General features: G+C 64.6%; 9 protein-coding genes. 2 read left to right on the forward strand and 7 right to left on the reverse strand.

All coding sequences use genetic code 11. The features are described 5' to 3' along the window. Positions 1-7 precede the first annotated feature (7 nt). The 3 genes from fruA to ptsP are packed head-to-tail and all read right to left on the reverse strand — an operon-like array spanning position 8 to position 5,627. The gene (gene fruA, locus L1071_RS11505; RefSeq protein ID WP_246974967.1) at positions 8-1,786 is read right to left on the reverse strand and encodes a PTS fructose transporter subunit IIBC; all 1,779 of its coding nucleotides are present in this window, start codon (positions 1,784-1,786) and stop codon (positions 8-10) included. Further along, positions 1,783-2,751: a 1-phosphofructokinase gene (gene pfkB / locus L1071_RS11510; protein WP_246974970.1), complete on the reverse strand. Its 969-nt coding sequence runs from the start codon at positions 2,749-2,751 to the stop codon at positions 1,783-1,785. Before pfkB ends, fruA begins: the two co-directional genes overlap by 4 nt. Then, the gene (gene ptsP / locus L1071_RS11515; RefSeq protein ID WP_246974973.1) at positions 2,751-5,627 is read right to left on the reverse strand and encodes a phosphoenolpyruvate--protein phosphotransferase; all 2,877 of its coding nucleotides are present in this window, start codon (positions 5,625-5,627) and stop codon (positions 2,751-2,753) included. The genes pfkB and ptsP overlap by 1 nt, the downstream gene beginning before the upstream one ends. 317 nt (positions 5,628-5,944) lie before the next feature. Between ptsP and cra the strand changes: the two genes are divergently transcribed. Both cra and L1071_RS11525 read left to right on the forward strand, forming a co-directional pair. Beyond that, the gene (cra, locus tag L1071_RS11520) at positions 5,945-6,952 is read left to right on the forward strand and encodes a catabolite repressor/activator (protein ID WP_246974976.1); all 1,008 of its coding nucleotides are present in this window, start codon (positions 5,945-5,947) and stop codon (positions 6,950-6,952) included. Positions 6,953-6,984: 32 nt separating this feature from the next. Then, positions 6,985-8,913 carry a metallophosphoesterase family protein gene (locus tag L1071_RS11525; protein WP_246974980.1) on the forward strand — a complete coding sequence of 643 codons (1,929 nt, stop codon included), beginning with the start codon at positions 6,985-6,987 and terminating at the stop codon, positions 8,911-8,913. A gap of 46 nt (positions 8,914-8,959) precedes the next feature. Here L1071_RS11525 and rsd read toward each other — a convergent pair whose 3' ends face one another. The 4 genes from rsd to L1071_RS11545 all read right to left on the reverse strand — a co-directional run bounded on the left by rsd (position 8,960) and on the right by L1071_RS11545 (position 14,321). Continuing rightward, positions 8,960-9,469, reverse strand: a complete 510-nt coding sequence (rsd, locus tag L1071_RS11530; protein ID WP_246974984.1) for a sigma D regulator — start codon at positions 9,467-9,469, stop codon at positions 8,960-8,962. 80 nt (positions 9,470-9,549) lie between these two features. Then, positions 9,550-10,068: a disulfide bond formation protein B gene (locus tag L1071_RS11535; RefSeq protein ID WP_246974988.1), complete on the reverse strand. Its 519-nt coding sequence runs from the start codon at positions 10,066-10,068 to the stop codon at positions 9,550-9,552. Positions 10,069-10,178: 110 nt separating this feature from the next. Beyond that, a complete protein-coding gene (gene gshA / locus L1071_RS11540) occupies positions 10,179-11,774 on the reverse strand; it encodes a glutamate--cysteine ligase (protein ID WP_378109646.1) in 1,596 nt (531 codons plus the stop codon). Positions 11,775-11,993: 219 nt separating this feature from the next. Further along, the gene (locus tag L1071_RS11545) at positions 11,994-14,321 is read right to left on the reverse strand and encodes a Tex family protein (protein WP_246974991.1); all 2,328 of its coding nucleotides are present in this window, start codon (positions 14,319-14,321) and stop codon (positions 11,994-11,996) included. Positions 14,322-14,359 lie beyond the last annotated feature (38 nt).

Raw genomic sequence — 14,359 nt, forward strand, 5'->3', positions numbered from 1 at the left:
CGGCGTCTCACGATGCTACTTTTTCTTCGACCGGCACAGCGGAGGCGCCCGGCTTGATGACGGCATACGCCACCCCGGCGATCACCGCACCCACCGCGATGGACAAGAGATACAACAGCGCCAGATTGACCGCGTGCGGTATCAATAGCACGAAGAGTCCGCCGTGCGGCGCCATCAATTGAATACCGAAATACATTGATAAAGCCCCGGTCACGGCGCCGCCGACGATGCACACCGGCAACACGCGCAGCGGGTCCTTGGCGGCGAAAGGAATCGCGCCTTCGGTAATGAAGCAAAGCCCCAGCACGAAAGCCGCCTTGCCGCCCTCACGTTCTGTCTGATCGAACTTGCGCTTGGCCAGCATGCTGGCGATTCCCATCGCCAGCGGCGGTACCATCCCCGCCGCCATGATGGCCGCCATCGGCGCATAGGTCTCGCTGGACAGCAGCCCCACACCAAAGGTATACGCCGCCTTGTTGACTGGCCCGCCCATGTCGACGCACATCATCCCGCCGAGCAGCAGGCCCAGCAGCACGGCATTGGTCGAGCCCATGCTGTCGAGAAACGAGGTCAAGGCGTTGAGCAAACCCGCCACCGGCGTACCGATGATGTAAATCATCACCAGCCCGGTGAACAGACTCGCCAACAGGGGAATGATCAGGATCGGCTTGAGCGATTCCACACTCGACGGCAGCTTGAGATACCGAGTGATCGCCTGGGCGGCATAACCGGCCAGGAAGCCAGCCAGAATGCCGCCGATGAAGCCTGCGCCGATGCTGCTGGCCAGCATCCCGCCGATCATGCCGGGCGCGATCCCCGGCCGGTCGGCAATGGAGTAGGCGATATACCCGGCGAGGACCGGCACCATCAAGGCAAAGGCGGTATCGCCACCGATCTGCATCAGGGCCGCCGCCAGGGTGCCTTCCTCTTTGAAGGCTTCGATACCGAAAACGAATGACAGCGCGATGCACAAGCCGCCGGCAACCACCATCGGCAGCATGAACGAGACACCGGTAAGCAGATGCTTGTAGACGCCCTTTTCCTTGACGCTCTTGCCCTTGCCGGTGCTTTTCTCGCCAGACGCGGCAACCCCGTCCTGCTCCACGGCAGCTTCGGCGAGGGCTGCTTCAATCGTCGGGCGAGCCTTCTTGAGCGCATTGCCGGTCGACGTCCGATAGATGCACTTGCCTGAGAATCGCTCGTCGTCGACTTCGATGTCGCAGGCCAGCAGCACCACATCGGCCGCAGCAATATCCGCCTCGCTGAGCTGATTCTGCGCCCCGACCGAGCCTTGGGTTTCGACGCGGATATGATGTCCCAGGCCGCGTCCGGCCTCCTCCAGCGCCTCGGCCGCCATGAAGGTGTGCGCGACCCCGGTCGGACACGCCGTCACCGCAACGATACGCTGCGCCTGGCCATCCCCGGCCTGGGCATCGTCCGTGGGCGCCGCCTGCGGCGTCTCTGTATCAGCGCCGACGAAGGATTCGGCCTCGCGCTCGGCGCGTGACAGGAAGGCATCCGGGTCGGGTAGCGCCTCGGCGATGGGTGCCTGGAACAAGCGCTTGTTTGTGAAACGCGACGCCTCCGGCACATGGTCGGCGGCGACGATGACCAGCTCGGCATCGTGCACATCCGCCTCGGACACCGGCTGCGGCGGCTCGAGCTCGCCGTGCATTTCCACCGTGACCTGCCAACCGCGACGCCGGGCGGCCTGCTCAAGGCGTCGCGCTGCCAGAAACGTCGTCGCCACGCCACTCGGGCAGGCCGTGATCAGGATCGCTTTCATGAGTCCTCCCTCGCGTTATCGTCGAGCCGACGTACGCACGTGTTTTGTTGGAGTTGGTCTAGATCCGAGGCATGCACATCGCCCACCCCGACATGACGCACCGCCTCGGCGGATAGCGCCGTCGCCAGGCGCAAGGTCGCCTCGGCGGTGAGCTCCGCGAGCCGACCGTGGAGCATCGCCGCCAGCAACGTATCGCCGGCGCACACCGTACTCGCGACCTCGACGCGCGGCGGTGTCGCTTGCCAGGCACCCTCGGGGCCGACCCACAGCATGCCCTCGCCGCCCAGCGACACCAGGGCATGCTCGATGCCTGAGGCGTGCAAGCGTGTCGCGGCGGCCAGACGCGACGCGGCGTCCTCCAGCGGCTCGCCCGCCCACTCGGCCAATTCCGTCTCGTTGGGTTTGACGGCACTGGGCGTGACGGCAATCGCAGCGCTCAACGCCGCGCCGCTGGTATCCACCCAGACCGGCACGTCATACCCGCGCAACCAACCGATCAAGGCCGCCAGATCATCGGGCGACACGCCGGGCGGCAGACTACCGGCGATCACTACCGCTTCGGGGCATCTCGCGGCATCCGTCAGCCGCGCCTCGAGCGCGGTATACAGCGCCGCCAGATCATCGCGCGCGACCTCAAGACCGGGACCATTGATATCGGTGACACGGCCCTCGGCTTCGGAGAGCTTGGCGTTGATACGGGTGTCCCCAGGCAAGCGCAGAAAGGCGTCTTCCAACCCCCAGTCGGCGAAAGCCCGCCCGAAGGCGCCGTCGTTGTCCGCGCCCAGAAAGCCCGAAACCGCCACCTCATGGCCCAGCGCTGATAGAACCCGGGCAACGTTGACACCCTTGCCCGCCGCCTCGAGATGCGTGGCCTCGGTGCGATTGACCGCCCCCAGCGTCAACGCCGGAAGACGAATCGCCAGATCCAGCGCAGGATTGAGAGTCAAGGTCATGACACGCGCCATCAGAGAGCCTCCAGCGCTTCGCGCACGGCATCGCTGGTCGACTGGCTCAGGGCCAACTCGGCGTGATGACGCGCGGTCTCGAGGGTCAGTTCGCGCAATCGTGCCTTGACCATCGGCACCTGTCGCGCCGAGACCGAAAGCTCATCGACACCCAGCCCCACCAGTACGGGCACCGCCTGGGCATCGCTGGCCAGTTCGCCGCACACGCCCACCCATTTGCCCTGGGCGTGCGCAGCCTCGACGGTCATGCGGATCAGCGCCAGTACCGCGGGATGCAGCCCGTCGGCCTGGGCCGAGAGCTCGGCGTGACCGCGGTCGATGGCCAGGGTGTACTGGGTCAGATCATTGGTACCGATGGAGAAGAAATCGACCTCGGCGGCCAGACTCGGCGCCAGCAGCGCGCACGAGGGAATCTCGATCATCACCCCCAGTTGCACGTCGCCGGCCTGCACCTCGGCCTGCACGCGGTCGAAGATCTCACGGGCGGCGCGGAACTCGGCGATGTCCTTGACCATCGGGAACATGATCCGCAACGGCCGGTCGCCTGCCGCCGTCAGCAAGGCCCGCAGTTGTGTCTCGAGCACCTCGGGGCGCGTCAGCGCCAGACGAATGCCGCGCAGGCCGAGAAACGGGTTGTCCTCCTGGGGCAGCGGCCAGTAAGGCAACGGCTTGTCGCCGCCGACGTCCAGCGTGCGCGCCACCAGCGGGCGGCCGTCGAGGGCGTCGATGGCCTGGCGATATTCGGCGATTTGGGTATCCAAATCCGGTGCCTCAGGGTGCGCCATGAAGATGAACTCAGTACGCAACAGGCCCACGCCCTCGGCGCCGCGTTCGACGGCATCCGCCGCATGCGCCGTATTGCCCAGGTTGGCAGCGACCTCGACGCGGTGCCCATCCTGCGTGCGCGCTTCTTCATGCCGCGCAGCATAGGCCTCACGCTCGCGCATTTCGTGCTCTTTCAGGCGTAGCTCGGTCCGCGAGCGACGCTCGTCGGAAGGCGCCGGAATAACGCGGCCACGCTCGCCATCGACGATCACCTCAATGTCGTTGGCAAGCGTCAGCACGCGCTCACCGCCGCCGACCACCGCCGGAATGCCCAGCGCCCGGGCAAGAATAGCGCTGTGCGAGGTCGCCCCGCCGCGCGCGGTGACCAGACCACGCACCTTGGCGGTATCCAGGCGCGCCACATCGGAGGGGCCGACGTCGTCGGTGATCAGAATGTAAGGCGTTTCCGGCGGCGTAGGTAGACGCACCCCGCACAGGATGCCCAACACACGCCGGCCGACGTCACGCAGGTCGGCGGCACGCTCGGCAAGCAGACGGTCGGCGAGGTTTTCCTGGGCGCGCGCGGCGGTATCGATGGCCGACCACCACGACGCCTCAGCGCTCATGCCGGTATTCAACGACTCATGCGCCGCTTCGCGCAGTTCAGGGTCGTCAAGCATTTCCTCGTGCATCGAGAGGATTTCGGCGACCTCGCCGCCCTGGGCGGTCCGCACCAGAGTGCGAAGCTGCTCGGCCGCTTCTTGGATCGCGGCATCGAGACGTGCCAGTTGCGCGGCGCTGTCGCCGCGCCGGGTTTCGTCAAGCCCGTCGGCCCGCTCGGGATACTCGAATCGCGGTGTGCGCATCACGAAGGCCGGGGCGATGGCCAGTCCCGGCGACGCCGGCACGGCGGGATGCGCGACATCGTCTTCCAAGGGTACGGGGAGGCTGTCATCCTCGGCAGCGGGCGCCTCGAACGACGTCTCCTGAAGGGGTGTCACGTGCTCGCCAAGCCCATCCCTGACGGCCGCCACGAGGGCTTCCAGCGCCTCGCTGGCGCCCTCACCTTCGGCGGAGAACACCAGTGTCTGGCCACGCCGCGCCCCCAACCCGATGACCTTGGTCAGACTCGCCGCCGAGACCGCCTCGGCACTGCCCTCGAGCAGACGCACCTTGACCGGCATGGCCTGGTGTCGGGCAACCTGTACCAGCTGCTTCGCCGGCCGTGCATGCAGGCCATGCGCGTTGAGCACCGTAGCACGCGCAGTATCCGCCTCGGCGGACTCACCAGAAAGCCGCGCCAGCAGTGTTGCGGCGTCGGCATCGGCGAGGCTTTCGCCATCGCCAGCATCCAGCAGGCTACCCAAGCGTTCGAGCAGACCGCGATGCGCATCGCCTTGCGCCGCCAGACAGAAGACGGCATTGACCGCCCCTTTGGGCCCCGAGAAGGCCTGTTCCGGCGTGGCCACGCCCAGCGTCGGTGTGATGACACCCTGGGCGCTGCTCACCAGCCACAGGCCCTGACCCAGCGCCACCGGCTCGAGGGTGTTGATCTCAGCCACGAAGCTGCTGTCCACGCTTCCCACCTGACGTAACCGCGCCGCGGCGGCCAGCGCCAACTCGAAGCGATCCCGCGCCGGGAACCCCAGGCACAGCGTATCGGCATCCAGGCGCGCCTCGACCGGCGCCTTGGATAAAAGCGCGATGACTTCTTCACGGCTGTCGGCAGCCGCCAGACGCTCGGCCACGCCCTCGCGATCGAGCACATGCGTCAACTGGCGCAGAATATCGAGATGCTCGTCGCTCTGCGCGGCGATGGTCACCAGCAGGGTGACGCGTTGGCCGTCATGCCATTCGACGCCATGGGGAAATTGCAGCACCCGCACGCCGGTGGTCTTGACGTGTTCGCGACTCTCCGGGGTGCCGTGAGGAATGGCAATGCCATTGCCCAGGTAGGTGGAAGACTGCGCCTCGCGCGCGTGCAGCCCGTCACGGTAACCGGGCGCCACGCGGCCAGCCTCGACCAGAGCATCGCCGGCCTGGTTCAGGGCATCGTGCCAGTCATCGGCGCGCCGGTCGAGCAGAACGTCTTCGCTTGTCAGTGTCAGCATGGAACTCTCCATAATGCCGCCGGAACGGAGCCATCCGCTCGTCGGGTAAGGACAACGATCACGCCCGTCTTGATATCGTCGCGTCGCTGGCGCGCGCGGCATCACCGCTCGTTGAATGCTGGCCATTCAGCTTTTGACATGATAGTTCAGGTGACGGGCTGAATCGTGTCAGCTATCTTGGAATCAATGCTGAAACGTTCACCAGGATTTATCAAGCTAAACAGGACTAGACCTTCGCAGGGGCGGACAAGCAAGACCACGTGTCAGCCTCTAGAATAGGCGCTTTTGCATCGTCGGCTCGCTCAAGGAATTCACCCATGACTCTCGCAGAAATCGCTCGGCTGGCCGGTGTCTCGCGCACCACCGCCAGTTATGTGATCAACGGCCAGGCCGCCGAGCGGCGCATCCGCCCCGAGACGGTGGCACACGTCATGGCCGTGGTCGCCAAGCACGATTATCGTATCGATGCACAGGCGGCGGCGCTGCGCCGAGGTGCGAGCCGCACGTTGGGATTCATCGTGCCGGACCTGGAGAACACCAGTTACGCCCGCCTGGCCAAGCGCCTGGAGAACGGCGCACGCCGTCTGGGCTATCAGTTGCTGATTGCCGGCTCGGACGACGACCCGGACACCGAACGCGAGCTGGCACGTGCGTTGCGGGCCCAGCGTTGCGATGCCCTGATCGTCGCCAGCAGTTTGTCCATGGACGACCCGTTCTATCCCGACCTGATGGCGGGCGGACTGCCGATCATCGCACTCGACCGCACCCTCGACCCGGAGCGCGTGGTCTGTGTCGTCAGCAACAATACCCAGGCCGCGGGCGCCCTGACACGTTCGGTGCTCGACGCCGATGTAGCGAGCATCGCTTGGTTGGATGCGGTACCGGAACTATCGATCAGCGTGGAACGCCGCGCGGGCTTTCTAAAGACCGTTCGCGAGGCGTCCCTCGACGACCCGATATTACTCAGCGGTGCGCGCTACGACCGCGCTACCGGCGCCGCGCTCATGCGGCGCCTGATCGACGAACACGGCATTCCCGATGCCCTGGTGACCGCGTCTTATGTACTGCTCGATGGCGTCTTCGATGTGCTACTCGAACAAGGAGGACTTCCCGAAGAGCTGCGTCTGGCCACGTTCGGCGACGACCGCCTGCTGGACTTTCTGCCTTTGGCGGTCAACTCACTGCCCCAGCACCATGACCGCATCGCCGAACTGGCGCTGCACCGCGCCATGCAGGCGGCACGCGGCGACTACCACCCGGGAGTGGATATCATCGAGCGCGACCTCAAGCTGCGGCGTGGCACGACGGTCTCAGTCGCCAGATGACGGCATGCCAACCGCCCGTTATGCTGGCGTCCATGAAGCAGTCTTCCGCCTCTTTACCCGACATCCTAGCCGGCCCGATACTGCGCCGCGCATTGCCCGAGCGCCTGGTGATCTGGCTGGTCGGGTCGCGTCCGCTCGACCTGACATTAACCTTGCATGTCGATGACGCCGAGTCGCCGAGCCAGCGTTTTGCGCTGGATAGCTCGCTGTGCAAGCGCGTGCCGGTGGGCGAACGCGCATGGTTGCATCTCATCGATGTGCCGCTCGCCACGCCACTGCCCTGTGATCGCACTATCGGCTACGATCTTCGCGTCGCCGAGTCAACCGCCGATGCCACACAAGGTATCGCCGACTGCGCGCCTCACCTGCTATATGACGATGCCGACCGTCCCAGCTTCGTGTTGCGCGCACGTTTCGATTCACTGCTCCACGGCTCATGTCGCAAACCGCATCATCCCGCCGGCGACGGCCTGGTACGCGCCGACGCGTATGTCGATGCATCGCGCGACACCCCTTCTCGCATGCCGGCAGCGCTATTGATGACGGGCGATCAGATCTACGCCGATGATGTCGCCGGACCGATGCTGGTCGCCATCCACGCGCTCATTCAGCGGCTGGGGCTATTCGGTGAATGTGTGCAAGGCGCTGTGGTCGACGATGCCGACAGTCTGTATACGCACCCCGATACGTATTATCGCAGGGAACACTTGCTGCCCGCGTTCGAGGCCAACGACAAGCTGCGTGAGCGCTTCTTCGGCGGTGTCCGCAAACCGGTTTTCACCACCAGCAGCGCGCACAATCACTTGATCACGCTGGCCGAGGTCATGGCCATATACTTGCTCACGTGGTCACCAACGCCCTGGTCGCTGATCGAGATCGCTCGCCCCGCGCTCGACGATGCGCTGGCCGAGACCTTCGACGCCGAGGCCTCGATCATCGCGGCCTTTCGCGAAGGCCTGCCCCAGGTCGCTCGCGTAATGGCGCATCTACCCACCCTGATGATCTTCGACGATCACGACATTACCGACGATTGGAACCTGTCAGCCGCCTGGGAAGAAACCGCCTACGGCCACCCGTTTTCGCGACGCATCATCGGCAATGCCTTGCTGGGGTATCTACTATGCCAGGGGTGGGGCAACGATCCCGACGCCTTCCGCTCGCTATGGCCCACGCTGACGGCGTTGTTAGAACAACGCGACGCCGAGGGGCGCCTCGATTGCCAAACCCAGGACGCCTTTATCGAGCAGCTGTATGATTTCGACCACTGGCATTATCAGCTCCCCTCCACGCCACGCCTGGTGGTACTCGATACCCGCACACAACGTTGGCGCAGCGAGCAGCACCGCCACCATCCTTCGGGGCTGATGGACTGGGAAGCCTTGAGCGAACTCCAGCAGACACTGCTCGGACAACGTTCGGTGATCGTCGTCTCGCCGGCACCGATGTTCGGGGTGAAGTTGATCGAAGGGATACAGCGCTTGTTCACGCTGGCGGGCAAACCGCTACTGGTGGATGCGGAAAACTGGATGGCCCATCGCGGCGCAGCCAGCGTCATGCTCAATATCTTTCGTCATACCCGCACCCCCGGCAATTACGTGATCCTCTCCGGCGACGTGCACTATTCCTTTGTCTACGATATCGAGATTCGCCAACGCCAGCACGGCCCACGCCTGTGGCAGATTACCAGCAGCGGGCTCAAGAACGAGTTTCCGGTGCGTCTTCTGGATGTCTTCGACCGGCTCAACCGCTGGCTGTATGCACCCGCGTCGCCGCTTAACTGGTTCACCAAGCGTCGCCCCATGCATATTCGGCCACGCTACCCGCAAGGCGCCAGCCACGGCGAGCGACTGTGGAATCAAGCCGGCATCGGGCTGGTTACCCTGGATGCACAGGGCCGCCCCGCCAGTATCGCGCAACTGGGTGCCGACGGCAGCACCACATACTTCCTTCCGGACGATTGACTACCCGACGGCTGATGCCAAACGGCATCAACCGGAACGTCGCGGCTTACGACAGGGCGCGCGGTGCGGGAGAGTCGCCGACGCCGGCCCCAGGCGAATGCGCAGCATGCAGGCGTGCAATCAATTGATCCTCGAGCGCGAAGCGCTCGGTCAGGGCCTTGCTCAGGCGCTCGAGCCAAGCCGGCAGACGCGTCACGTAATGCTGACAGCGCGTCGGGGTCGAGTAGTCGTTGTCGAACTCCAGCACCATCTGCGTGGACATCTCCAGGCGTTCCAGCAGCCGGTCGGCCAGGGCCAAGGCATCTCGGTCGTCGAACGCCACCGCCTCGTCACGCAGCTGTGGATAAACCTCGAAATGGCCGCCGCTGATGTAGTCCATCAGGGCTTCACTGAAGGCATCGATGCGCGCCTTGGAGACTGTTTCCAGTTCCGCGTCGCAGGCCTCGCGCAGCTCCATTAGCGTCACTAGCATGTCGTAGCGCTGTTGCAGCCAGCGGTCGATGAGCGTGTGCACCCCGCCCCATCGCTCGAGTGCCGTCTTGGTATCTTCCAGCATGGTGAGTCTCTCCCGTCATGGCCGCGTGAGCCACACTCCCTGACATTGAAGAAGGCAGCTCCTGCCGCCTTCCTGCCCCCTCAACGGCGGCGAATCACGATACCGGCCAGCATGCCCAGCGGAATCAACAGCAGCACGGCGAATCCTACCAGCGTCCATTGCGGTATCGACATGCCCAGCAGCAGGCCGTGTATCTCGGCGCACTCTCCCGAGCCGGCTAGCACTCGCGAGATTACGCCCCACAATGGCATCACTTCCATCATGTAGTCCAGCCCCGGACCGCAACTCGGCACGCTTTCCGGTGGCAGCGACTGCAACCATACGTGACGCGCGGCGACCGCCACGCCCAGCGCTGCAGCCAGGGCGCCCAAGCCGGCATAGACGCCGCGCCCGATGCGTCCTGCAGGATTATGCACCGCCCCCACGGCGAAGACGAGCGCAGTAAGCAATACCGCAATGCGTTGACCGATGCACAGCGGGCAAGGCGTCAACCCATAGACATATTGCAATACCAGAGCCACGCCCATCATCAGCACGCACATCGCCAGGCCCAGCAAGCAGCCTCGGCGCACACTCATCGCGGCCAATCGGGTAATCATCGTCACGTCTCCTCAGACAATCTCGACCAGCCTCATGCTGGCTTTCCTTGCTTCGCTCATAAAAAGGCCCGTGCAGCAGGCGCGGCACGGGCCTTGGACAACGCTTCGACTCACGCGACGCTGAGAGGTTTACCCGCGCGCTCGAAATAATGCGCCAGGAAGGTCGCGAAATCCTCGTGGTCGGCGCGCTCGATATCGCCTTGCTGCTGATGCGAGGTTTCGACGAGTTGCTCGAACAACGCCTGCCGCGCGCGATCCATGGGCGCCTCGCGCAGTTCGGCGGCCTGCTGCTCGGCCAGGGCACGCATCTGGTCGAGGTATTCGACACCTTCGTTGACCAACTGAGAATAAAGCTGGCCGGACGGTGTCAATTCGGGGTCGTCGAGGCGCGGTGCGAGCGCCGCAAGGGCGTCGCGATGCGGCGTGGCCTGCTCATTGGTATCGAGCAGCTCGGCGACACCCTCGAGCTCGGCGAAGATATCGTGGCTCCAGTCGCGCAAATAGCGCTGGCGACCACCGACACTCAGCTTGAGCTCAGGATCACGGCCGCGCTCAACTACCAGGCGGCGGTTGTCGTCGAGACGGTCGCACTCCTCGTCGGGAATCCACGGGCTCTCGGAGAGCAGACACCACATCAGGAAGGTATCCAGGAAGCGCATCTGGGTTTCATCGATGCCCAGCGGCGTGAACGGATCGAGATCCAGACAGCGCACCTCGATGTATTCGACACCGCGTGCCTCGAGCGCCTGGGACGGCGTCTCGTCGTGGCGCGCCACCCGCTTGGGACGAATATCGCTGTAGTACTCGTTCTCGATCTGCAGGATATTGGCGTTGAGCTGACGCCAGTCGCCATCGACATTGACGCCGAAGCGCTGGTAGTCCGGCCACGGCGTACTGATCGCATGGCGTAGCGTGCCCACGTAGTTGGACAACGAGTTGAAGCAGATCTTGAGCTGCTCCTGCACCTTGTTCTGGTAGCCCAGATCGGACATCCGCAGGCTGGTGGCGTAACGCCCCGCCAGCGTGTGCTCGCCCACCGCTTCGAGATGATCCGGCGCCGGGCCGGTCAGGAAGCTGCGATCCACTGCCGGCGACGCACCGAACAGGTACAGCAGCAGCCAACTGTGACGCCGGAAGTTGCGGATCAGGTCAAAATAGCGGCTCGAGCGATAGCCATCCAGGCCCTCGCCATCGCGACCTTCGAGCTCACGCAGCATCGGCCACAGGTTCTCGGGCAGCGACACGTTGTAGTGGACACCGGCGATGGACTGCATGATGCGCCCATAACGCACGTCGAGTCCCTTGCGGTAGACGTGCTTCATGGTGCCGACATTGGAAGTGCCGTAATCGGCGATGGTCACGCTGTCATTGCCATCCAGGCGGCTCGGCATGCTTGCCGGCCAGATCAACTCATCGCCGAGCTGCCGATAGCTGTAGCGCAGCAAATCACCGAGAAACGCCATGGCATCGTCGGGGCGACAGTAGACGGGTGTGATGTACTCGAGCAATGCTTCCGAGTAATCGGTAGTGATATAGGGATGCGCGAGCTTGGAGCCCAGGGCATGGGGATGGGGCGTCTGGGCGATACGCCCGGCGCCATCGACGCGCAAGCCTTCCTTCTCGATGCCGCGGCGCAAGCGGCCGAATCGCCCCTGACGGGCCAGCCCGTGCATGCGCGCAATGGCGGTGGCGAGTGGTTCGGACAAGATAAATTCCCTCACGTCTGGGAAAAGCACGGCTTTTCCCCTGGTGTCACCGGTGGATAGTGTCTTGCCGGCATCGCCGGCCGATCGCATGTGTGCGGCTAACGGAAACATCACCAGGAACGCCCCGGCGAACCGTCGGCCCCCTGAGCGCGCCGCATTAAAAAACCATTATGGAGGCAGCCGGCCACCTTTCAAGGCAAACTGCACTCTCGTGACGTTTCACGACTGTCGACGCGCCTTCGCCAACGCCTCGCCGAGCGCGCCGAGCCCTGCGCTCGGCTGATTCGACTCACGCTTGTCGCCCCCGCCACGTTGGCCGCGCGAGCGACGCGGATCTCCGCCCTGCGAAGCATCCTCCGGCGTATCGCCCATACGCATGGACAAGCCGATCCGGGAGCGCTCGAGATCCACCTGCATGACCTTGACCTTGACGATATCGCCGGCCTTGACCACCTGGCGCGGGTCGTCGACGAACTTCTCGGCAAGCGCGGAGATATGCACCAAGCCATCCTGATGAACGCCGATATCCACGAATGCCCCGAAGTGCGTGACGTTGGTCACGCTGCCTTCCAGCACCATGCCTGGCTCGAGATCCTTGAGGGTTTCCACACCTTCGCGGAACTCGGCGGCCTTGAACTCAGGGCGAGGGTCGCGCCCGGGCTTGTCGAGTTCCTTGATAATATCGCTGATGGTAGGCACGCCGAAGGTATCATCGACGTAATCGGCCGGATTGAGCGACTTGAGGAAGCCACTATCGCCGACCACCCCGGTAAGGTCACGCGCATGGCGCTGGGCAATGCGGTTGACCACTGCATAAGCCTCGGGGTGCACGGCGCTGGCGTCGAGCGGGTTGTCGCCGTCCGCGATGCGCAAGAAGCCCGCGCACTGCTCGAAGGTCTTGGGCCCCAGCCGGCTGACATCCAGCAACTCACGACGCGACGCAAAGCGTCCCTTGGCGTCGCGTTGGGCGACGATATTCTCGGCCAGCGTCGGATTAAGACCGGAAACACGCGACAGCAATGCACCGGATGCAGTGTTGAGCTCGACACCCACGGCGTTGACGCAGTCCTCGATGACCGCCTCCAGACTGCGCGAGAGCTGGACCTGTGAAACGTCGTGCTGATACTGGCCGACGCCGATGGACTTGGGCTCGATCTTGACAAGCTCGGCGAGCGGGTCCTGCAGACGCCGAGCGATGGAGATCGCCCCGCGCACGGTGACATCGAGCTGCGGAAATTCGCGCGAGGCGAGCTCGGAGGCCGAATACACCGAGGCCCCGGCTTCGCTGACCATGACCTTGGCAAGCGGCCGCGATGCCTGCTTGACCAGTTCGCCGGCAAGCTTGTCAGTCTCGCGGCTGGCGGTGCCATTGCCTACCGCGACCAACGCCACGTCATGCTTGTCGACTAGTCCCGCCAGCGTGGCTAGGGACTGATCCCAGCGCTTCTGCGGCGCATGCGGATAGATGACCGTATCTTCCAGATACTTGCCAGTGGCATCGACGACCACGACCTTGCAACCGGTGCGCAGCCCCGGGTCGATGGCCAGCGTAGCCTTCGCCCCAGCGGGCGCCGCCAGCAACAGATCCTTGAGATTCGCGGCGAACACCTCGATGGCTTCGCGCTCGGCGCGTTCGCGCAGGCGGCTCATCAACTCGGTCTCGAGGTGGGTGTAGAGCTTGACCCGCCAGGTCCAGCGCACCACCTCCTTGAGCCAGCGCGAGGCCGGCCGCGTGGCGGTGAGCGCCACGCCGGCGTGCTTGGCGATGGCAACCTCGGCGGGATGAATCTCGGCGTCTTCCTCGCCGGGCAGGCGAATCGCCAACGACAGCACGCCCTCGTTGCGCCCCCGGAACATGGCCAGCGCACGGTGCGAAGGCGCCTTGGCGAACGGCTCGTCGTGCTCGAAGTAATCGGAGAACTTAGCGCCCTCCTGCTCCTTGCCGTTCATCACGCGCGAGACAAGCTGCCCTTCGCTCCACAGCCGTTCGCGGAGTTGCCCAACCAGGTCCGGGTCTTCGCTCAACTGTTCCATAAGGATCTGCTTGGCGCCATCCAAAGCAGCCTTGGCGTCCTCGATGGCGGGCGTGTCGCCTTCGGCGGCGCGAATATATTGTGCCGCCTCGCGCTCGGGGTCGAGATCGGGATCGGCCAACAGCGCCTCGGCCAGCGGTTCGAGTCCCGCTTCCCGGGCGATCTGCGCCTTGGTGCGGCGCTTCTTCTTATAGGGGAGATACAAATCTTCGAGGCGCTGCTTGGTATCGGCGGCCTCGATCTGCGCGGCCAGAGCATCGCTCAGCTTGCCCTGTTCGTCGATGCTGGCCAGCACCGCGCCACGGCGTTCCTCCAGCTCGCGCAAATAGCGCAGGCGCTCTTCCAGCGTGCGTAGCTGGATGTCATCCAGGCCGCCGGTGGCTTCCTTACGGTAACGAGAGATGAAGGGCACGGTGGCGCCGCCGTCGAGCAGGGCCACAGCGGCACTAACCTGTTGAGAGCGAACGGCGAGCTCGTCGGCGAGCCGAGCAACGATCTTGAGATTGGCGTCCATGATGTCCTTGACGTTCCAGCGGCTGGCGAGCCAGCGAC

It is taken from the genome of Chromohalobacter sarecensis (assembly GCF_023061135.1).
GTDB classification, from domain to species: Bacteria; Pseudomonadota; Gammaproteobacteria; order Pseudomonadales; family Halomonadaceae; genus Chromohalobacter; species Chromohalobacter sarecensis.